At 46.2% G+C, this 19,468-nt stretch carries 20 protein-coding genes; 8 read left to right on the top strand and 12 right to left on the bottom strand.

The annotated features are described in order from the left end of the window. Positions 1 to 37: 37 nt before the first annotated feature. Positions 38 to 706, top strand: a complete 669-nt coding sequence (locus tag A1OO_RS14725; protein ID WP_016958655.1) for a class I SAM-dependent methyltransferase — start codon at positions 38 to 40, stop codon at positions 704 to 706. A gap of 90 nt (positions 707 to 796) precedes the next feature. On the opposite strand, the gene A1OO_RS14730 is transcribed toward A1OO_RS14725, so the two are convergent. Continuing rightward, on the bottom strand, positions 797 to 1,003 hold the full coding sequence (locus tag A1OO_RS14730) for a DUF3283 family protein (protein WP_016958656.1): 207 nt from the start codon (positions 1,001 to 1,003) through the stop codon (positions 797 to 799). Positions 1,004 to 1,153: 150 nt separating this feature from the next. Here A1OO_RS14730 and A1OO_RS14735 point away from each other — a divergent pair, with 150 nt between their 5' ends. Beyond that, positions 1,154 to 1,501, top strand: coding sequence for a helix-turn-helix domain-containing protein (locus A1OO_RS14735; RefSeq protein ID WP_016958657.1), 348 nt, complete (start codon positions 1,154 to 1,156; stop codon positions 1,499 to 1,501). A gap of 144 nt (positions 1,502 to 1,645) precedes the next feature. Here the strand turns inward: A1OO_RS14735 and A1OO_RS14740 are convergent, their stop codons facing one another. The 3 genes from A1OO_RS14740 to pdsR are packed head-to-tail and all read right to left on the bottom strand — an operon-like array spanning position 1,646 to position 5,185. Then, positions 1,646 to 2,275 (bottom strand): glutathione S-transferase, encoded by a 630-nt coding sequence (locus A1OO_RS14740; RefSeq protein ID WP_017003464.1) that lies wholly within the window; start codon positions 2,273 to 2,275, stop codon positions 1,646 to 1,648. Between the two features lie 31 nt (positions 2,276 to 2,306). Further along, positions 2,307 to 4,493, bottom strand: a complete 2,187-nt coding sequence (gene pdsS / locus A1OO_RS14745; protein ID WP_017003465.1) for a proteobacterial dedicated sortase system histidine kinase — start codon at positions 4,491 to 4,493, stop codon at positions 2,307 to 2,309. Continuing rightward, the gene (gene pdsR / locus A1OO_RS14750; protein ID WP_016958660.1) at positions 4,490 to 5,185 is read right to left on the bottom strand and encodes a proteobacterial dedicated sortase system response regulator; all 696 of its coding nucleotides are present in this window, start codon (positions 5,183 to 5,185) and stop codon (positions 4,490 to 4,492) included. The genes pdsS and pdsR overlap by 4 nt, the downstream gene beginning before the upstream one ends. A 222-nt stretch (positions 5,186 to 5,407) precedes the next feature. Between pdsR and pdsO the strand changes: the two genes are divergently transcribed. Together pdsO and A1OO_RS14760 are read left to right on the top strand one after the other, a co-directional pair. Further along, positions 5,408 to 6,133: a sortase-associated OmpA-like protein PdsO gene (gene pdsO, locus A1OO_RS14755; protein ID WP_017003466.1), complete on the top strand. Its 726-nt coding sequence runs from the start codon at positions 5,408 to 5,410 to the stop codon at positions 6,131 to 6,133. A gap of 11 nt (positions 6,134 to 6,144) precedes the next feature. Next, positions 6,145 to 6,594, top strand: a complete 450-nt coding sequence (locus A1OO_RS14760; RefSeq protein WP_016958663.1) for a GNAT family N-acetyltransferase — start codon at positions 6,145 to 6,147, stop codon at positions 6,592 to 6,594. Here the strand turns inward: A1OO_RS14760 and A1OO_RS14765 are convergent. From A1OO_RS14765 to A1OO_RS14780, 4 genes are all read right to left on the bottom strand, one after another. After that, positions 6,567 to 7,091: a methylated-DNA--[protein]-cysteine S-methyltransferase gene (locus A1OO_RS14765; RefSeq protein ID WP_016958664.1), complete on the bottom strand. Its 525-nt coding sequence runs from the start codon at positions 7,089 to 7,091 to the stop codon at positions 6,567 to 6,569. The two genes, A1OO_RS14760 and A1OO_RS14765, sit on opposite strands and share 28 nt — an antisense overlap. Continuing rightward, complete coding sequence (locus A1OO_RS14770; protein WP_016958665.1) at positions 7,088 to 8,506, bottom strand: bifunctional transcriptional activator/DNA repair enzyme AdaA; 1,419 nt, start codon at positions 8,504 to 8,506, stop codon at positions 7,088 to 7,090. Before A1OO_RS14770 ends, A1OO_RS14765 begins: the two co-directional genes overlap by 4 nt. A gap of 181 nt (positions 8,507 to 8,687) precedes the next feature. Further along, the gene (locus A1OO_RS14775; protein ID WP_016958666.1) at positions 8,688 to 9,110 is read right to left on the bottom strand and encodes a DUF3010 family protein; all 423 of its coding nucleotides are present in this window, start codon (positions 9,108 to 9,110) and stop codon (positions 8,688 to 8,690) included. Positions 9,111 to 9,258: 148 nt separating this feature from the next. Beyond that, positions 9,259 to 10,413, bottom strand: a complete 1,155-nt coding sequence (locus A1OO_RS14780; protein ID WP_016958667.1) for an HD-GYP domain-containing protein — start codon at positions 10,411 to 10,413, stop codon at positions 9,259 to 9,261. Between the two features lie 481 nt (positions 10,414 to 10,894). Here A1OO_RS14780 and A1OO_RS14785 point away from each other — a divergent pair, with 481 nt between their 5' ends. Then, positions 10,895 to 11,413: an NUDIX hydrolase gene (locus tag A1OO_RS14785; RefSeq protein WP_016958669.1), complete on the top strand. Its 519-nt coding sequence runs from the start codon at positions 10,895 to 10,897 to the stop codon at positions 11,411 to 11,413. A gap of 42 nt (positions 11,414 to 11,455) precedes the next feature. Here the strand turns inward: A1OO_RS14785 and A1OO_RS14790 are convergent, their stop codons facing one another. Next, on the bottom strand, positions 11,456 to 12,358 hold the full coding sequence (locus tag A1OO_RS14790) for a lipid A deacylase LpxR family protein (protein ID WP_016958670.1): 903 nt from the start codon (positions 12,356 to 12,358) through the stop codon (positions 11,456 to 11,458). A gap of 97 nt (positions 12,359 to 12,455) precedes the next feature. Between A1OO_RS14790 and A1OO_RS14795 the strand changes: the two genes are divergently transcribed. From A1OO_RS14795 to viaA, 3 genes are all read left to right on the top strand, one after another. After that, positions 12,456 to 13,334, top strand: a complete 879-nt coding sequence (locus A1OO_RS14795) for a sulfurtransferase (protein WP_016958671.1) — start codon at positions 12,456 to 12,458, stop codon at positions 13,332 to 13,334. A gap of 269 nt (positions 13,335 to 13,603) precedes the next feature. Beyond that, positions 13,604 to 15,238 carry an AAA family ATPase gene (locus tag A1OO_RS14800; protein WP_026023877.1) on the top strand — a complete coding sequence of 545 codons (1,635 nt, stop codon included), beginning with the start codon at positions 13,604 to 13,606 and terminating at the stop codon, positions 15,236 to 15,238. A 9-nt stretch (positions 15,239 to 15,247) separates the two neighbouring features. Next, the gene (viaA, locus tag A1OO_RS14805) at positions 15,248 to 16,696 is read left to right on the top strand and encodes an ATPase RavA stimulator ViaA (RefSeq protein ID WP_017003467.1); all 1,449 of its coding nucleotides are present in this window, start codon (positions 15,248 to 15,250) and stop codon (positions 16,694 to 16,696) included. A gap of 126 nt (positions 16,697 to 16,822) precedes the next feature. Here the strand turns inward: viaA and A1OO_RS14810 are convergent, their stop codons facing one another. The 3 genes from A1OO_RS14810 to A1OO_RS14820 all read right to left on the bottom strand — a co-directional run bounded on the left by A1OO_RS14810 (position 16,823) and on the right by A1OO_RS14820 (position 19,317). Further along, positions 16,823 to 17,446, bottom strand: a complete 624-nt coding sequence (locus A1OO_RS14810; protein ID WP_241819136.1) for a LysE family translocator — start codon at positions 17,444 to 17,446, stop codon at positions 16,823 to 16,825. 168 nt (positions 17,447 to 17,614) lie between these two features. Beyond that, positions 17,615 to 18,409, bottom strand: coding sequence for an ABC transporter ATP-binding protein (locus A1OO_RS14815; RefSeq protein ID WP_016958675.1), 795 nt, complete (start codon positions 18,407 to 18,409; stop codon positions 17,615 to 17,617). After that, positions 18,406 to 19,317 carry an ABC transporter permease gene (locus A1OO_RS14820; RefSeq protein ID WP_016958676.1) on the bottom strand — a complete coding sequence of 304 codons (912 nt, stop codon included), beginning with the start codon at positions 19,315 to 19,317 and terminating at the stop codon, positions 18,406 to 18,408. The genes A1OO_RS14815 and A1OO_RS14820 overlap by 4 nt, the downstream gene beginning before the upstream one ends. Between the last annotated feature and the right edge of the window lie 151 nt (positions 19,318 to 19,468).

A 19,468-nucleotide genomic window follows, 5' to 3' on the forward strand; every position in this document is an offset into this window, starting at 1 on the left:
GGCGTATTCTCTTAGTTGAATAACAGGGGGATTGTTTATGCAGAGCGTTGTTGAAGTATTTGGTACAGCACTAGCCAGCTATTACAACGGCAATAAATCAGGGAAACTTATTGTGAGGGAAAATAATGGAACGTCTGTGATACCGACGTCCGATTTTTTCCGCCGCCCTGAGGACGTTGCCACAGATAGAATTGCACTCTCGTATTGTCGACGAAGTGTCTTAAACATCGGCGCAAACGGTGGAGAGCATTCGCTGTTTCTTGTCGCTAAGGGTATCAAAGTTATCTCCGTCGACAGCTCTCCAATAGCGTGTGCCATCATGCATCAGCGTGGGGTTCCGTCAGTGATATGTGGTCACTTGTTTGATCAACACCCCATGTTTGACCGCACTTTTACGTGGTTAGCATTACGCGGCGTGATTGGGCAACTGGGTAACATCAGAAACTTTTTTCACTTCCTCGATTTGGCTCATCGCAATCTTTACCCAGGGGGGCGTTTAATTCTCAGTTCTGAAAACCTGAAATATGAAGGTTATCGAACGCGTCACTTAACTTTTGAATTTGACGGTCGAGTCAGTGAAGAAGTGCCATGGTTTGATGTGGGAATGTCGACGCTGAGACGTGTTGCTGAAAGTAAGAACTTTAATTGTCGTGTTGTCTATTGTGATGACAGTAACAAGTATGTGGCATTACTGACTAAGAAATAATAATGTGACGTTGTCACTATTGTGGTTATGCAGAACCACAATAGTGACAGACTGATAAGTACACAAATCGAAATTGAAAAATGGGGCTGATCACAGCCCCATAATTTTTGAATATTTTTCTACACAGTTTACAAAATGCGCACGCTCATCTTCGTTGTTCAACGCCTGTGCTTGCTGCGTAAACGTACTTCTTTCGGCCAATGCATTTTTTACCTGCCAAACAGCATAAGACGCTTGTTTGTCTAATTCTATTTTTTGTTTTTCATCCGCAGGAAGCAGGGCAAGGTTGTAGCTCATGGTAAATCTCATCATCTGATTAACGGCGTTACCATAGCGAAGAGTGAGAAGAGAGACAAGTGCTTACGCAGCCCTTACGGTTAACTGACACAGTAAATGGTATTTTCCCTAATATTGCCTTATCAAATGGGTAGGTAGTAGAGGGAAACAATGGAATTTACCTATCACGACAGACAAACACTTTATGATGCTTGGATGTCGTACAAAGCAAAATTACGCATTACGCAAATTGATATGGCGAAGCGATTGGGTGTCAGTCAACTCGAGTTATCTAAAGCTTTGCGTGGTGACGTTCCAATGGAACAGAGTTTCGTCTTTCGACTCTGCAAAGAGATCGGCTTGGACCCTCATCAGGCACTGCCCAGCTTGAGAAATAGCAATGCGAATACGCCAGTGGGGAGTGTTACCGTGAGAACATCGCTGACGGTAGATGGGAAAGTGACCAAGGTTGAATACTCAGACAACCAAGTGTTTATCGAATACCTCAAAGAAATGTAAGAAAAGCCATCCCGAGGATGGCTTTTTTGTGTTTTGGGTGAATGGTTCACTATCTTGTTGATTGTTATTTAAGCTGACTCGCTGAAAGATTTGACCAATGCGATAACAACATACCCTTCGGCAAATAGATCTGCTGCCTGTTGATTAACCCAACGCGGCTGATGCTTCAATAAACGCCGGGCGCTGGCTGAGCTTTTGTTGCCAAGTGACAAAAGAAGGCAGTGATTCGTCGATATGAATTCCCAGGTTCTTAATAAAACCGCACATGACATAAGCGGTGATATCCGCTACAGAGAACCTCTCTCCAGCAAGATAAGGCGTTTCCGCTAAGCGTTTTTCGAGCACAGGTAAGAACTCGATAACCCGCTGTTTGGATTCGACTCCCCAAGCTTCGACGCAGCGTTCTCTGTCGTCGTAGATACTCGTGATGTTGCGAAACGCTTGAAAGGCCGAGAATAGCCCTTGAAATTCAGCAATACGGTTCCACATTTCGACCTGACCAATAGAAAGCGGACAATCGCCAAACAGGGCGTGATCTGTTGGAAATTCAGCGTCTAAATAGCGGCAGATTGCAATGGATTCACAGAGTGTTGAGCCGTCATCGAGTTCGAGAACGGGGATCCTCCCATTTACACTGATTTCTTTGAACGCATCGGTGATGTTTTCTCCACCACGAATGTCCACATCCACTCTTGGAATCACAATACCTTTTTCAGCCATGAATAAGCTAACGCGTTGTGCACTAGGTGCAGGGCCTTTCTCATATAATTTCATAACCACTCCATGTAACTGGCTGACATTAAGTTTATGCCATGGGAAGCCAAACCGTGACGATAACGCCATCACCACTTGGGCTATTGGCGATGGCAAGCTCACCTTCGTGAAATTCTGCCACTAAGCGCGCGATGTAAAGCCCTAATCCTAAGTGCGGCTTGTCGGATTTTTGCTTTTCATCCCGAACAGAGACCATAGAAGCGAGCAATTGATTTCCCATATTTTCTGGTAATTTAGGGCCAAGGTTTGAAACCGTGATCCGTGCCTGCTGTTCATCTGGTATCAGCTGAACATCAATAGCCGAGCTAGGTGTATGAAATTCAACAGCATTGGCGATCAATTTGTCGAGAAGTTGCGCCACATATTCCGGTACGCCGACCATGTCATAACATCCTTCGCTTATCTTTAGTGAAAATGCTTGCGTGGGGTAAGCATATTCATAACCTTGAACGCAGCCAGCGACCACTTTGTCGAGAGGGAAATGGGTCTTTTCTGAATGATCAAAGCTTTGCTCAAGCCTTGTTGCTTCAGTCATGCTCGACAAAATGGTAGCAAGCCGAGCAACGCCTTCTTGAGCGCGATCTATGTAACGGCTTTGGTCTGAATCTGTGGTAACAAATGCAAGGTTTTCCAACGATGAACGAACTACGGCGACAGGCGTTCTCAATTCATGAGAGAGGCTTGAGGACATTTTTTCTAAGTAACTGTTGTAGTCGGAGAGGCGGGTCACCATTGTCGACATCGTCCGCGACAGATCGCCGATTTCGTCTTTGCTTTCGGCGGGTTCTAATTGATGGCGCACTCGCCCCTGCGGATCAATGGCACTTTCAGCATCATCGCGCAGTTTTCTGACACGCTTTGAGATGTGAGACCCGAAAAGCAATAAGACAACAACGCCGGTACAAATCACGGCGAGTAACACGTTGAATAATTGTTCAAGTGCCTTGTTTCTCAGTGTCGTGATGCCATTGGTTGTTTCCTCGACAACGACTGCACCAACAATATTGCCATTGACCTTGATGGGGTAAGCGGCGGACAAAATCATAGCCCCTTGTTCTTGTGTGGTACGCCAATTGGCATAAGGTCGACCAATTAGGGCTTGCTGCACTTCTACACCACGGAAGACGGCAGCATGTTGCATTGCGTCGATAATATTTTCGGGTGGGCGCTCTAGCAACTGATAGTAGATGGGGTTAAGAATCTCAGTTTGAATCCAACCCATGATGCCTGATGGTGGGTCTTGATATTTGATGGTGGTTTCCCACACACCATTGGCGGATTGCAAATCGCCCGCTTTGGCAAGCACCCGCCCGTGTTTATCAACGACCCAAACACGGGATTTACCGTCATTAATGCTCTGCAATGCGCGCTCAAGGCTAGGCGAAGGCACTAAGAGAGTCCCTAGGGTTTCGGCGCTACGAGAATTTGAGGTGGCGAGTATGGTTTCCACGTCACGATTAAATGGGTCGTTGACATTGTAGTAAGTGATACCAAGCTTTTCGCCCACCAACCAATCAGGTATGGCGAGTTCGATCACATAGCCTTGGTCGGTTTCTTGCCACCAGCCTCGAATGGCCTCAGAGGGAAAGGTATGTTCGGCATCTGTTATCGTCGTTTCAATCAAGGAAACGTCTGCAGGTCCGCTCTGACTGGCTGAAATAGCATAACGTTTCAGTTCGCCATTTGGGGTTGTTAACGTCAATACAAGATGGTCATTACGGTCGATGCGTTGAAAGTTGTCACGCTTTAATACTGGGGATGAGTCGACGACATCGATCAGCGCAAAGATCTCGTCACCATCGCTTGCCAGAATGAGATCGAAATGAAGATCGTCAGGCTCATAAGGCGAACGGCTGAAGATAACGTTACCATCGCCATAATGTGTTCGATGTACTTTATAACGGTCCCAGTCGAGGGTTGATCCATCAAGATCGATAGGCGTTTGCAGCGCGATAGCGTACAAATCTTTGCCTTTTTCCAATCGGGGTTTGGTTGTTAGCTGTCTTTCAAAAAGCGAAGGTTGCTGGTTGAGTGACATAGAGAAAGCACGCGCCGAACCCATCAGGGTTTGTTCTTGGCCTTGACGCAACACATTTTCCAATTCCCACACATAGTTGTAGCCAATGAAGGGTAATAAAAGAAGCAAACCTGAGAGTAAGACAACTTTGGTGCGAATTCCCGCCACCCAGCGCCAGACAGGTTCTAAATAGCGTTTCATTTGCTGCTATCCCAGCGATAACCCATGCCATAAACCGTGTCGATATAGTCAAATTCGGCATCGATAGCGATGAACTTCTTCCTGATTCGTTTGATGTGGGATGTGATGGTACTGTCATCGACCACCACGTGCGCTTCTTGCATCAAATCTTGACGGCTGCGCACATGACCTGGACGTTTGGCCATGGCATGAACCAGCCAAAATTCGGTGACGGTCAAGTCCACGGTATGGTCTTCCCATTTGACCTGCATGCGATTGAGATCGAGCGTCAATTTGCCGCGTTCCAATAAAGATTCTGTGTCTGTGGCAGCCAGGCTTAACAGTTCACTGCGGCGGAATAGAGCAGCGATTCGTGCCATCAAGTGAGGCAGGCTGATGTCTTTGGTTAAGTAGTCGTCAGCGCCCATGCGTAGGCCAACGACGGTATCAATGTCACTGTCTCGCGCCGTCAGAAAAATCACGGGTAAGGTGGCAGACATCGCTCGAACAGTTTGGCATAGCTGAAATCCGCCATCAATTTCGTCAGCAAGACCAATATCAATGATGACCAGATCGGGTAAACGTTGCTTGAAACCCTCTTCGGCATCTTGGCGATTGGCATAGGCGGAGACGGCATAACCTTGTTTTCTCAACACGTCAGCGTAGTTTTCACGGATAGCGGGTTCGTCTTCTACGATGGCAATACGTTTCATTTTTACTCAGATAATCAACCACAAGATGATTTGACTATACCCGAAAATAAAAGCGGTAAAAGGCCAGAAAAGCGATTCAGTGCAAAAGCTATATTTTTGCCACATTTGCTCGCCACATTGCCATTTTTGCTCCCAAGCAATGCCATTTTAACTTGTTTTAATGACCTCATCGAAACAACAAACGGGTTCATACCCAATCCCTATTAGGATGAGGAAAGCATAATGAAAAAATTGAATAAGACACTGGCAGCGATTTCTCTTGTTATCCCAATGACCGTTTCTACCGCTTATGCGGGAGAGCAACAGGTTAATACTGAGCGTGACACCACGGTCGAAATGATTGGGTTTGGTGGTGGTGCGGCGTTTGGCGCTGTGATTGGTGGGCCAGTAGGTGCGGTAGCCGGAGCACTAGTAGGGGGCTTGATTGGTCAGATTGCTAGCTCTGATAAGCAAAATGCCGTGCAAGAGCAAATCATTGCTGAGATTCAAGATGAAAACGTACAGTTAACGACATACCGCGATATGTATGCGCAAAACGAGCTAGAACTCGCCAATCTAAAAGCGACAATGCAACAGACAGATATCAACCTTGACCTGGCCATGGACATTCAATTTCGTACGAATTCTGCCGACATTGAGCCGCATTTCAAACAACAACTCAATGAAGTGGCAGCATTGATGCGCCATACACCCGAGGTCAGCTGGGATTTGGAAGGGCATGCCGATGTCCGCGGAAATCAAGACTACAATTTGCAGCTTTCACAGCAACGATCGCAAGCTGTGTTTGATTACTTGATTGAACAAGGCGTTGCACCGGAGCAATTGGTACAAACTGCTTATGGCAATCAACTCGCTATTGAAACGGAAGGGGATCGTGACGGCTATTTCTTTGATCGTCGTGTGAGCTTGCGTTCAGTGTCGGGCGGTCAAGCAACGGCAAACAATTAAAGGGAGCGGTTATGATTATTCGTCCCGCTACGTTAGAAGACGCGGAGCGCATTAATGCGCTCTGCCATTCACTTGGCTATGCCGCTGAGCTTAGTCAAACAGAAGTGCAACTAGAGCGCATCATGAAGCAAGAAAGAGATGCGTTATTTGTCGCAGAGGTATGCGATTTGGTGGTTGGTTTTATCACCCTACATACAGTAGATGTCGTCCATGATGATATGCCATGGGGAAGAATTTCCGCCATCGTGGTGGATGACAACTTCCGTGATATGAGCATCGGAAAACAACTGCTCGATCACGCGGAGCAATACCTCAAGCATCGGCGCTGCATGCGCATTGAAGTGACCAGCAATATCAGCAGAGAAGAAGCACATGGTTTTTATCTGCATCTTGGTTATCGTATAACACCACTGCGTTTTATTAAGCTATTGGCTCATCGTGTTCTGGTGGCTGCATCTTGAGGTTGCTTGGGTATATTCGCCGCCATTGCTTGTTCGTGGTTTAGCAACCAAGCTTTGGCGTCGAGCCCTCCCGCATATCCTGTGAGTTTACCGCTTTTACCAATGACGCGATGACAAGGAACAATGATAGCGATAGGGTTTTGGCCATTGGCTGCCCCCACGGCTCGAGAAGCTGAAGGTTTACCAATGTCAGCCGCGAGATCCCCATAGCAACGCGTTTCACCTGCCGGAATGGTTTGCAACGCAGCCCAGACTTGCTGTTGAAACGCTGTGCCCAATAAGTCCAACGGTACAGAGAACTGAACGGATTCCCCCGCAAAATAGCCGTCTAATTGTGCAATCACTTCATTGAAGGGCGAGCGTGTCGTTATCTCTTGCTCGGAAGACGGAATGTCGTACTTATAAGTAGGTAAAGACAAAGATGTCAGCCCCTTTTCTGACGCGGTGAGCGTGATAGCTCCCAGTGGTGAATCGTAGAGGTGACGATACTGTTTCATGATATGTCCTTATTTTTTTCGATGGCACCTTGAGGCTGATTTAATGCTGTGCTCTGCTGTTCGTGGATCTGACTTAGAGAAAGGTAACTGCGCCAAGGTGCTGCATGATTGGAGCTTGACGGTATGTTGTTAGCGTCATCGAGTAAGTCTGCAATATCGGGTAACCCGGCGCCGCGAAGACAGGCATAGTTATACTGCATGGTGCTCAGCGGATGGGTTCTGATATCCCTCACGTTTCGACCATCTGTGTCGGTATCGACAGAAGTGTGTGCCGTTTGCTGGGAGAGGCAAAAGGCTGCCCATGCTGACAACGGCTGTTTATTTGCATCAGGTAGTGGCAATAACTCAACATGCGACAACCATGTATTGGCGCTGGGAAAGTACGCGACATGGGTATTCGCATCATGGATCAATACGTGTTCAATCGATGAAATATGCGCTGCTGCACCAAGCACAGATTCGCCAAACATTGCGCGTACACCGGCCTCGAAGGTATCCCATGTACCTGGAATTCGCGTGCCATTCGATGCTGATTGATTGGTAGCATCAGCCATTGTTTGAGCAATCGCGTCGGGGTTAGCATCGAGATCCAAGAGTTTGCGAATTCGATTGAGTACTGAATACAAATGTTTCGGTTCGGATAATTGGAGAGCGACTCGAAATCTGTTTTTATCCGGTTCCCATGTGGCGGTAAATTGACCTCTCTGATTTCCGTTTATAAAGGTTCTTCCATAGCCACTTTCGCTTAGCCATTCGACGTTGGGGATCAGTCTCGCCGCTACAAACGAATGAAACTGCTTCCAATCATACGGCGGTCGGTAACTGAGCGTGACGGAAAGCGATTCGGAGGGCGACGTTTTCTTACCGCGCACTTGCGTGGGAGATAGCGCGAGCTGCAAATGAAAACAATCATTAAACCGTCGGACACTGTTAAAGCCGGCTGCGAATGCAATATCTGCGATGGGCAATGTCGTTTCATGAAGCAGCTTCTTCGCGAATAATATTTGCTGATAAAGCGCATATTGTTTAGGTGAGCAACCTAAAGACTCGCTGAACAGTTTTCGAACATAGCGATCGGTCACCCCCAATCTTTCAGCCAAATCCGGAATGCTATTTTCTTGTAAGAAGCCATCTTGGATAAGCCCAAGCGCCCGTTTCAGCGTGGTTTCTTTGCCTAACCATGCGGGCGAACCCGGTGCACTATCCGGTCGGCATCGTAAGCAAGGGCGAAATCCCTGAGAGGCGGCTTCATGGGCGGTTGAGAAGTAACGAACATTCTCTTCTTTCGGAGGCGGCGCAGGGCAAATAGATCGGCAGTAAATGCCTGTGGTAAGCACTGCCGTGTAAAACAGGCCATCAAAACGCGCATCTCGGGAAAGGCGTGCTTGTTGAAAATGTGTGATGTTGGTGTTCATGGCGTTCTACAAAGTTAATCTATCTGACGTCACTTTAGCATTTGTCAGTAATAGGGGTCGCCAGAATCGGAACTGAATAGTGAAAGGTATATGGATCAGGAAAGAGAAAAAGCAGAAAGGAGTGAAGAGATTAAGTGGAAAGGGAAAAGAAACAGGCCACCTAAGCAGCCTGTTATCGTCGTTACTTGTTCAAGTAAGCACACGCCGTTGTAAACGCGTGCTCTTGGAACTGTTTCAGCCCCACTTCTTTTAAAGAAACCATCACTGGGTTGCTTTTTATTGATTCTTTCATGGCTGAAGACGTGAAAATCTCACAGTCCATGTCTTGAATAAGCTGAAGCGCTGCTTCCAACTTGAAGCCAATCGCGCTACCCGCAAATTTGCCTCTCATCGGGCGTTCACGGATAACAATCTTGTCTACTTTGTAGTCAGTCATCAGCTGCGCGAATTGCTTTTGGAAGTGACGGATTTGTTCAGCGCTTGCCCCATCGGTGATGGTAAATTTACGTGCACGACAATCAGGTACGTCGAACAATCCCTCTTTTAGTTCTAACAGACAGATGTTCGCCTCATTGCTTTTAAAATCGACAGCACAAATTCGCATTTTTCTTATTCCACGAGTTAATGAACCAAGCATTATAGGCAATAGTGAGGCACGGGTCATGAAGAAAGATAGGAACTATCGTTGATTGGTGTCGTTTAGGGCAAAAAAAGTACGATTTGGGCGGCGGAAGGATGTGTTATCACGTGAATCAGCGGAAATCGCTGAAGCTGGTTTTGAGTTTTGCTTCTGTCAGGCCACGCACAATCTTCAGATCGGGACGTTTTTTCAGGTCAATGTATTCAACTTCTCGAAAAGCATCGGTGCGCGCAGAGTAGAAGAGCTTCACGGTAGGTGTCATGAGATCCTCAGGATTTTCCTTGCAGACCAAACCGACGCGACCATTACTTAGTTCGACGACAGATCCGACAGGGTAGAAACCAATGCAGCGGATAAACTTTTTGAGCAAATCTGCATCAAGGTGAAACGGCGTGAGACCGATCATTATTTTAAAAGCTTCGGAGGGAGACAGTGCGGGTTTATAACAACGTTCAGCGGTGAGTGCGTCGTAAATGTCGACAATGCATGACATACGGCCAATGAGTGGCAGCGCATCGCCTTTAAGGCCATTTGGGTAACCGTTACCGTCGATTTTCTCATGGTGCATGATGCTAACATCTTTGCTGATTGATGGTAGATCGGCCATGTTCTCAAGCACTGGCTGAGACAGTGTCTGATGCTCTTTCATATGCACAAACTCGTCATCAGTCAATTTTCCCGGTTTATTAAGAACTTCGTCTCGCACCAATATTTTGCCAATATCGTGAACGAGTCCTCCAACCGCAAGGTCTTCGAGTGTCGATCGATCCAATTCCAAAAAGCGTCCGAAGTTAACCAAATGGAAAGCAACATTCATCGAATGTTCAAGCAGGTAGGCACTTTTCTCTCGGATACCACTGATCCAGAGGACGGCTTCGCGACGTTCAAAAATATTTTCTACGATGTTGGCACTGATTTCTTTTACCGGTTCGATATCGACTGGATTATTTTCATAGATATCGCTAAGGAGTTTACTCAGTTGCTTCTTGGATCTATCGACAAGATCTTTTGCCACTGCATATTCGTCGTTGCCATTAATCGAGGAATGCTTGCCAACATTCGTTTCTTTGTAGCGTATATCTTCATCAGATGTAATTTGATCCGCATCGATATAGACAAACATCACGCCTTTGGTGCGTAAATTGTCGATGGTCTCTTGTCTTCTGATAAAGCCCGGCTTTTTCATTTTGGTACGTGCTGTCTGAGATTCGATCTGCTCGACATACATTCCAATCTCAACGTTATCAATGTCAACTTTTTGAAGCATTGATGTAGGCTCCGTATCAAGGTGTTACTAGCAATTAAATGATGATTAGATGGAAGTTCAGTGTTTTACCACTCTAAAGCGAACAATGTATTTACTGATGACTATAACTATATACAAAATACGAGATTTTGGCGTAATTAAGAGATAAAACAGTCAGTAATGGTGCGCAATAGCGGTATGACATTCTGAATAATGGTGTTTTATTAGTCTAATACACAATCGGTAGGCTAATGATAATAAGCAACTTTCAATCTAAACTCTGCAGTATTAGTCCTTCTAACACGATAATGACGCAAACACGAAATTTAAGGTTGTATGTATTCTAAGTGAACTTTTTATAAAACAAAGTACGGTAAAATTGATGCTGCAAAATAATGCGAACCTCTTCACGTTTTGTGTTTGCTTCAAGCTGAAGGTCTCGCTAGAGTGCGCGTTTGATTTGGCGCAGTTGTCGCCTGTTGTTGAATTTATGGACTAATGAATGCGAACGCTCCAAACCACGACTCATCCCGATGTACTTCCGTTAGAAGATAAATCTGTGTTCCACCGACTTGCCTCAAGAGCGATTGTTGTGCGTGGCGACAACATTTTGCTGCTCTTTACTGAGCGATACCATGACTACTCTTTACCTGGCGGTGGGGTGGACCCTGATGAGAATGACGTTGATGGTCTGATCCGCGAATTAAAAGAAGAAACGGGGGCACAGAACATCCGCAACATCCGTGCATTTGGTGCTTATGAAGAATTCAGGCCATGGCACAAGGGAGATTATGACGTCGTGCATATGGTGTCTAAGTGCTTTTGGTGTGATATCGACGAAGAACTCGGAGAGGTGTCACTCGAAGATTATGAAGTTAAGAATGGCATGCGCCCTGTTTGGGTTAACATTCGTGAAGCGATTGCACATAACAAAGAGACGATGGCTAAAAGTGATAAGCAGGGACTTTCTGTTGTTCGAGAAACCTTTTTACTAGAACTGATTGCCAATGCAATTGAGTAATGAAAGCGCATAAAGGCTGGTAGCCCAGCCTTTAGCTTCGTACTAATAGCGATAGAAAAGCGTAAAGCTACCATAGCCGTGTTGGTCAAGGCTTGAGGTTTTGAATTGCTTGCTATAAGCCGTCACAGAAGCCACCGCTCCCCATTGTTGCGAATACCAAGACAAACCGCCTGAGATGGAAGCCTGATTACGCTCAATGGTCAAATCATCATTTTCTGGTGGCTTGTCACCTTCAATGGTGATGTCGCTAAAGCGATAGCGAGCCTCGACCGTCGTAAAGAAAAAGAATCCATAGTTACTGTGACTGAGCATGCCGATATCGACAGCGTTCTGTGCAATAACAGACGTTGAGCCAAATGTATTCCCAAGATCCAGTCCAATGCGATAGGTGCCGCCTAGTGCAACTTCATTTTGAAAGTTACCACCCTGACCACGCCCAAACACACTAAATTCTCCAATATGGCTGCGAGAAATCAACTGGTGCGCTTCGAAGCCTACCTGATAGACAAATTCATTTTCAATTTGGTAGTCCCAGCCTTTTGGGTCGGTCGAACCGACGATTTGGTGCACGAATGATTGTGCGGAGTCCGCTGCTGAGCGAGGCCCGACGGTACCGAGCATCAAACTGCCTTTATAGGCGTTGACGTCGGTTTGGTGATAAGCACGACCTTGCGCGTATAGCAAACCTGCGTAGGGGCGTTCATTCGGTTGCGGCGTTTCGAATTCAATGTTTGTTGGCGTCCACATCTGGGATGCAATTTCAACACTGTACCCTATGGTTGCAGGATCTGAAGACCAACGAAGTCCAAGGCCACTGGTGTAGTCTCTGTCGGTACCGAGCGCGCCATCATTATCAAAAGTTAAAGAAACTGAGGCCGCTTGAAGAGAAAAGCTAAGCAATGGCGAAACAAGAATCGCAGCACCAATAATTCTGCGTGATAACATAAAATCCTTATTATCGAATTAGCGACGGTATTAACGTCGATACTGCGACGTATGATAGTTAGAACTCATATGCTATATCATTCAAGGTGTTCTGACGATGGCGGTTTCAAAGGAGAGTGATTTGCTACAGATAAATGATGTACTCATTAGTGCTGAATGGTTGCGAAGTAACCTAGGTGCGCCGAATCTGAGAGTGATAGATGCCAGTACTTTTATGCCGGGCAGCCCAAGAAATGGAAAGCAGGAATGGGCGACTAAGCGTATTCCCGGCGCGGTGTACTTCGATTTCGATAAAGAAATCGTAGATAAATCATCACCCGTGCCTCACACCTTGCCGTCTCCAGAGTACTTTCAGGAATGCGTTAGCAAGCTCGGCATAGACAATACTGATGCGCTGGTGGTTTATGACAGTGTCGGCATCTTCTCTGCGCCACGTGTCTGGTGGATGTTTAGAATCATGGGACACCAGTCAGTTGCCGTGCTTGATGGTGGCCTTCCTGCTTGGGAATCCATTGGCGGGCCATTAGATACACAAACACCGGCTGAGCCAGAATTCAGCACTTACAAAGCCAGCTTTCAGCCCGAGCGAGTCATTGATAAATCAGCGTTGCTAGCGGGTATTGAATCGTCATTGCTCAATGTCATTGATGTTCGACCAAGCGACCGATTTAACGGGAGCGTGACTGAGCCTAGGCCTGGTGTGCGCAGCGGTCATATGCCTAACGCAAAGAATTTGCCATTTGGTCAATTACTTGAAAACGGAAAATTTAAAGACAAAGCGCAGCTTCAAGAGAGTTTGAAGTCGGTGCTCTCGACCGACCTACCCAACGTATCATCATGTGGTTCGGGCGTGACGGCGTGCATTCTCACGTTGGCGAGCGAGTTCGCGTTGAATGTGCCTGTGATGGTTTACGACGGCTCTTGGACCGAGTGGGGCAGCGATATCTCGCTTCCGGTTGTTTCTGATAGCGACTAAGTTTGTTATTAGCGGTTTTAAAAATCTTTTTAAGCCTCCCATTGGGAGGTTTTTTTTGTTTGGCTGAACAATTGAAATGGCGATAAATATGGCTATTTCTTGAGCGGCAAAACTGAGAACTTAGTTTTTAGGGTGGATTAGGTCAAAGATGAAGTGATATACAGTTTGTAAGCAAGTATTAATGGTTACAAGATGTTAACAATGTGTTATGACTGTTTCATGTTGTTGATTAATCGATATGGAGCAGCAACTTGACGAATCAAATCGCGATGACAACAAACAATGTTTTACTCCCTGAGCGAATTCAAAAGCTTGTTCAAGCGCTCTCGAGTGGCGTTTATGAACGAGAGAACACCATTCGCCTATGCTTGCTCGCTGCGCTGAGTGGTGAAAGTGTCTTTTTGCTAGGCCCGCCGGGGATAGCAAAAAGCTACATTGCAAAAAGACTGATTGAAGCGTTTGATGACAGTACGTTTTTTGAGTACTTGATGACGCGTTTTTCTACCCCTGAAGAAGTTTTTGGGCCTCTTTCAATTCAAGAGCTGAAAGACAATGGAAAATATGTTCGCTTAACCGAAGGATATTTGCCATCGGCTGATGTCGTGTTTCTTGATGAAATCTGGAAAGCCGGTCCCGCTATCTTGAACACCTTACTGACCGTGGTAAACGAAAGAGTATTTAGAAATGGTAGCGAAGTGCTCCCTGTGCCCATGCGTTTGCTCGTCACTGCATCGAACGAGCTGCCAGACCCTGATAGTGGACTTGATGCGTTATACGATCGCATGCTGGTCCGTATTTTCGTCAATCGAATTCAAGAGAAAAGTAATTTCAAGCGGCTTCTGACCGGTGACACGGGCGAGACTCGCATCAAGATTGGTTCAGATATTTCCATCAAAGCGCATGAATACATGCAATGGCAGCATCAGATCGATCAAGTCTCACTTTCTGATAGTGTCTTTGAGAAAATTTATGCACTGAAAATGCTGTTGGAACGAGAAGCGCAAGATCCGAGTCATTCCTTTCCCTCAGAAGAGCTTTATATTTCTGATCGACGTTGGAAAAAGGCGGTACGTTTGCTTAAAGCGAGTGCCTTTTTCAATGGTCGCAGTGACGTGAATCCCGTCGACTTGCTCCTCTTGCAAGAATGCTTATGGCATAGCCCTGAATCTCGTATTGTGGTCGGCAACGTCATGCGTCAGTTCGCTGAACAGATATGTTTTAACCAACAAGAATCGTTGGCGATTGCGATTGAAGCCAGTGAAGATGTGAAAGCATTGTCCGAGGAAATCATTGAAACCATTGGACATGATGTCGACACAGAACTTTCGATGCGTAAAGAGAAGCATAAAGTAGACCTTAGTCATGCACGACGCTATTCCGTCAACATGGCAAACGATTTGATCAAACTGGTGATGCTAGATACTAATCCGTCTGTTTCTGAAAAAGAAAAAGGTGACAGTCGTTGGGTCTATGTAGACGCCACAGAGTTTGAGAAGAAGATTAAGAATGGTGCTTGTGACGTTTATGGGTACGTAAATAAAAACCCTAATCTCTGTGTGCTAAAATTTGATGTAGATGGTGAGCATAGCTTGATGATTAAAGACATCGCGAATCGTCCAGTCCCTGTTGCGATTGCGGGTGTGGACGATAACGATCAAGAGGCATTTGCAAAGTGGCAGGTCAAAAACGAAGCCGCAATCAAGAAAATTGAAGAAGCAAAACACCTGATCCGTATTGCACGAGTTCAGCTCAATGCCGCCTTGCCTCATCATTTTTCAAACTCTGAGCTTCTGGAGCTTCTAGCAAACAGCATTACCGATGCAGAAGAGTCTTTGCAGCGTCAGACGACAAAATTCGAGAAGAGCGCATTTCGAGTGCGAATGCTTAGTGAATTCTTCGCTTAAGGAGGCATCGTGATCAGTCCAGAAAGTTTGCAGCTAGGGATGATGCTCGCCGAAACAGGTATGTTGGAACATGCAGTCTCAGAGGTGATGGCGAAGCCGCAACTTCTCTTAATGACAGAAGCTAATCCTTCAGCAAAATCTGCGGTTCGTCGACATATTCGCAAGTGGCGACATTCGGTTAAGCGTCGATTGAGTAACGACTGTATTACTGAAGAACTCAAGCTGGAAATTACGTTATACCAAGAAGCCGTTCAGCTTACGCAGCATGAATTTAGCCAAAACGCGAAAGGCATGATCAAGCAACTTGAAGGGAAATCTGAATTTTACCTCTCCGCGCGTCGCATGCTGGAAAAGAATACCTCCCAAGAAACGCCGATGTTCCAATCGTATTTTTGCAACAAATGGTATGAGCATTTAGCGTCATCGATCAAAAATGCACAGCAAAAAGAGCTCGAAGCGCACATCGATAAGTTATTGAATGAGCTCTATCAGCGAATTGAAACCTACAAAACGTTAGAAAATGTCGAAGAACGCGGGACACTAGAAAAAGTCGGGCGTCTTTGGGACTTAGCTTCGTCAAAAATGACGCAATCGGATGTTGAATTACTAAAGCATTTTGTGGCTTTCTTGAAAGACAATAAGGACTTACAAGAGATCGCCCAAAAGTTGGGGCGTATGGCTAACGATGTGGATGATCCTTCTCTGCATCGGTCTCCAGCTGAAGAGTTGAAAATGGTGGAAGAGCCTGCGGATAATGTCGCTGACGACATTGTGGGTATACACCAAAGTGACAACCTTGAAAAAATGATCCCTAACGAAATGATCTATTTGGCGGAACCCGCTCTTGAAGTGCTGTTCTACAAACATTTTGCAGACAAACGACTACTGACCTATCGCATGCAAGGCATGCAACGATCACTTCGCAAGATCAAAGCGTTTAAGCCAGAGAGCAAACAGATAGAGGTTGAGAAAGGGCCGTTTTTGATTTGTGTCGATGCGTCAGGCTCAATGAGCGGCTTTCCAGAACAATGCGCAAAAGCCATGGCTTACTCTTTAATGCAAATCGCAGTGAAGGAAGATCGTGATTGCACCGTGATGATCTTCTCGACTGATCATATTTGCTATGAATTGACTGGAGAAGGGGGCTTGAAAGAGGCGCTCAATTTCCTTTCTTACCGTTTTCATGGTGGAACCGATCTCGCACCTGTGCTGACTCATTCCATTGATTTAATGGGCACGGACAAATACCGCAATGCCGATCTGGTTGTTATCTCGGATTTTATAGCACCCGAGCAGCCTAGAGAAGTGCAAGAGCAAGTGAGCGCACTGAAGCTAAAGCACAATCGCTTTCATGCGGTGAACTTGTCAAAATACGGCAACCCAAAACTGATGAGCATGTTTGATCACGTATGGGATTATCATCCTTCACTGATGGGACGTTTGTTGAAGCGCTTCTAAGTTTGAGTACAAAATATAATTGATAGAGCCCCATGATCAGCACATGGGGCTTTTTACTGCACTCTCTTCCTTGCTCTTGACGATTTTCCCGGCGCAAATTTAACCGCTTACTTAATCCGATAGGTATTACTGCTTATCTGACAGAGCCAATTTCAGACCAAGTGCCGCAAAGCTACCCGCAAAGACGCGTTGCAGAAGGGTAGAGACGCGTTTTGAATGGATAATAATATCTCTAACACTTACCGCCAGTGCGCCGTAGAGGATGAATACAAAAAAGGTCATGGCCATAAAAATGCTACCCAAAAGCAGCATGTAGACGGTTGGGTCTACGACATTTGGTGGAACAAATTGTGGCAAGAATGCCATGAAAAACACCGTTAGTTTTGGGTTGAGAATGTTCATCAAGCAGCCTTTTATGGCAATGTTGTACATGCTTTTCTTTTCGGCTTTTTCATCTATTGCGAGTGCACCACTTGCGCGCCACATAGAGATCGCCAAATACAACAAGTAGGCAACACCCGCATATTTCACGATCTGAAAAGCTAATGCGCTAGTGTGAAGAATGATCGCAAGGCCAGTGATACTCGCTATGAGTGGTGGGATAATACCAAATGTGCATCCTACAGAGGCCCAGATGCTTGCCCGTAAGCCCAATAGTAGGCCAGTAGAGACGGTATATAACACACCGGTACCAGGTATTAGGACAACGACTAAAGATGTTATAAGAAATTCGAGACTGACCATCATCATGCCTTTGTTCATCTTGTTTAATTCAGACTATCGTCTTTGCATGCCCGAAGAAATGTCCTTAGTCGCGTATTAACACCATTATCAAAAATGCGTCATTGAGAACGCGTAAAACGAAAAAAAGCGGCCTAAGCCGCTTTCGTGTTCGTTGGTTCAAAAAACAAGTCGATGTTAGCTAAGAAGCAAACTGTCATCAGCCAGTTCTTCACCACGCACTTTACTGAACATTTCCAGTAGATCGGGTACACCCATGTTAGCGCGTTTGTCCCCAGCAACATCCAACACAATTTCACCTTGGTGAAGCATGACAGTGCGATCGCCACAGGCAAGAGCATCTTTCATTGAGTGGGTAACCATTAAGGCCGTCAAACCGAACTCGGTGATGACTTTCTTGGTTAAGTCGATGACAAATGCAGCCATGCGTGGATCGAGCGCAGCGGTGTGCTCATCAAGCAGCAACAGCTTACTGTCAGACAGTGTTGCCATGACGAGGCTAACCGCTTGGCGTTGACCGCCAGAGAGCAGGCCGATGCTATCGCTAAGACGATCTTCCAAACCTAATCCGAGAATAGAAATTCGATCTCTAAAGATCTCACGTCGATTCTTTGTCAGTGCTTTATGCCAGCCTCTGTAAGAGCCCCGTTTAAATGCCAGTGCGAGATTTTCTTCGATCGTTAATGAGGCGCACGTACCCGCCAATGGATCTTGAAAAACGCGCGCCGCTAAACTGGCGCGCTGGTGGACTTGTTGCTTGGTTACATCGATGCCATCAATGATGACTTGACCACCAACCATCGGTGTTTCACCGCTGACAGCGCCAAGTAACGTCGATTTACCTGCACCATTTGAACCAATAATGGTGAGAAACTGATTTTTAGGAACGGTGAGTGACACGCTACGAAGCGCACGGTTTTCCAGCACAGTGCCAGGATTAAAAGTGACTTGAATGTCTTTCAGTTCAATCATTTCGCCACCCCAGCATCTTTCATTTTCTTGTTCTTTTGGTATTGTTCGCGCGCTTTTGGCGCAATCAATGCTAGTGCGACCAACAACGCGGTCACCAGATTAAGATCAGACGCTTTCAAACCAAACATGCCAGAGCTTAATGCGAATGCCACGGCAAGACGGTAGAGCACTGAACCTAAGATGACGGCAACAACGGCCACCCATACCTTGCGACCAGGGATCAGGGTTTGACCCAAGATGACAGAGGCGAGGCCAACAACAATGGTACCGACGCCCGACGTGACATCCGCGAAGCTGTTAGTTTGCGCGAATAGCGCCCCTGAAAAGCCGACAAAACCATTTGAAATGGCGAGACCAAAATACGTGTAAAAGGCAGTGCTACCGCCTTGTGCTTTCACCATTCGAGCATTTACGCCTGTGGCACGAAGACCCAAGCCAAAATCACTCGCCAGTAAGCGAATCACAAACAGGGCGCTGAGTAATACAAGAATGAAGACGACCAGCGGGCGAGCATAAACAGGGTCTATACCCATATTCTCAAACGGCGTTAGAATCGTATCGACACCGAGTAGAGCAATGTTCGGACGACCCATGATTCGAATATTGATAGAAAACGCCGCAATCATGGTAAGAATACTGGCGAGCAGGTTCAGAATGCCGCATTTCACGGTAAGAAATGCGGTAATAAGTCCTGTTGCTGCACCAGCGAAAATGGCCGCGAATGTCGCGATCCATGGGTCAATACCGGAAATGATGAGCGTGGCTGCAACAGCAGCTCCCATAGGGAAGCTGCCATCTACAGTCAGATCCGGAAAATCGAGAACCCGAAAGGTAAGATATACGCCTAGTGCGACTAGGCCATAAACCAGACCTACTTCCAGTGTGCCGAAGAAGGCAATTGAGGTCATGTATTGCTCCTACCTATTACTTTTCTACAGAGGTTGCGCGATCAAGCAGCGTTTGAGGAACAGTTATTCCCAATTTCTGTGCCGCTTTCAAGTTAATCACCAGATCAAAGCGCTGTTGCGTTATCATGATCCAGCCAACTGGCCAATCATT

It is taken from the genome of Enterovibrio norvegicus FF-33, from assembly GCF_000286835.2.
Lineage (GTDB): Bacteria > Pseudomonadota > Gammaproteobacteria > Enterobacterales > Vibrionaceae > Enterovibrio > Enterovibrio norvegicus_A.

What these genes read in the sequence shown, in the direction of transcription:
- pdsR (WP_016958660.1), bottom strand. Translation starts at nt 5,185, where the DNA reads ATGAAACGTATTGCCATCGTAGAAGACGAACCCGCTATCCGTGAAAAC.
- A1OO_RS14730 (WP_016958656.1), bottom strand. Translation starts at nt 1,003, where the DNA reads ATGAGCTACAACCTTGCCCTGCTTCCTGCGGATGAAAAACAAAAAATA.
- A1OO_RS14765 (WP_016958664.1), bottom strand. Translation starts at nt 7,091, where the DNA reads ATGAAACAGTATCGTCACCTCTACGATTCACCACTGGGAGCTATCACG.
- A1OO_RS14770 (WP_016958665.1), bottom strand. Translation starts at nt 8,506, where the DNA reads ATGAACACCAACATCACACATTTTCAACAAGCACGCCTTTCCCGAGAT.
- A1OO_RS14820 (WP_016958676.1), bottom strand. Translation starts at nt 19,317, where the DNA reads ATGACCTCAATTGCCTTCTTCGGCACACTGGAAGTAGGTCTGGTTTAT.
- A1OO_RS14740 (WP_017003464.1), bottom strand. Translation starts at nt 2,275, where the DNA reads ATGAAATTATATGAGAAAGGCCCTGCACCTAGTGCACAACGCGTTAGC.
- A1OO_RS14780 (WP_016958667.1), bottom strand. Translation starts at nt 10,413, where the DNA reads ATGCTTCAAAAAGTTGACATTGATAACGTTGAGATTGGAATGTATGTC.
- A1OO_RS14815 (WP_016958675.1), bottom strand. Translation starts at nt 18,409, where the DNA reads ATGATTGAACTGAAAGACATTCAAGTCACTTTTAATCCTGGCACTGTG.
- pdsO (WP_017003466.1), top strand. Translation starts at nt 5,408, where the DNA reads ATGAAAAAATTGAATAAGACACTGGCAGCGATTTCTCTTGTTATCCCA.
- A1OO_RS14795 (WP_016958671.1), top strand. Translation starts at nt 12,456, where the DNA reads ATGGCGGTTTCAAAGGAGAGTGATTTGCTACAGATAAATGATGTACTC.
- A1OO_RS14785 (WP_016958669.1), top strand. Translation starts at nt 10,895, where the DNA reads ATGCGAACGCTCCAAACCACGACTCATCCCGATGTACTTCCGTTAGAA.
- A1OO_RS14725 (WP_016958655.1), top strand. Translation starts at nt 38, where the DNA reads ATGCAGAGCGTTGTTGAAGTATTTGGTACAGCACTAGCCAGCTATTAC.
- A1OO_RS14800 (WP_026023877.1), top strand. Translation starts at nt 13,604, where the DNA reads ATGACAACAAACAATGTTTTACTCCCTGAGCGAATTCAAAAGCTTGTT.
- A1OO_RS14760 (WP_016958663.1), top strand. Translation starts at nt 6,145, where the DNA reads ATGATTATTCGTCCCGCTACGTTAGAAGACGCGGAGCGCATTAATGCG.
- A1OO_RS14775 (WP_016958666.1), bottom strand. Translation starts at nt 9,110, where the DNA reads ATGCGAATTTGTGCTGTCGATTTTAAAAGCAATGAGGCGAACATCTGT.
- A1OO_RS14810 (WP_241819136.1), bottom strand. Translation starts at nt 17,446, where the DNA reads ATGATGATGGTCAGTCTCGAATTTCTTATAACATCTTTAGTCGTTGTC.
- pdsS (WP_017003465.1), bottom strand. Translation starts at nt 4,493, where the DNA reads ATGAAACGCTATTTAGAACCTGTCTGGCGCTGGGTGGCGGGAATTCGC.
- A1OO_RS14735 (WP_016958657.1), top strand. Translation starts at nt 1,154, where the DNA reads ATGGAATTTACCTATCACGACAGACAAACACTTTATGATGCTTGGATG.
- A1OO_RS14790 (WP_016958670.1), bottom strand. Translation starts at nt 12,358, where the DNA reads ATGTTATCACGCAGAATTATTGGTGCTGCGATTCTTGTTTCGCCATTG.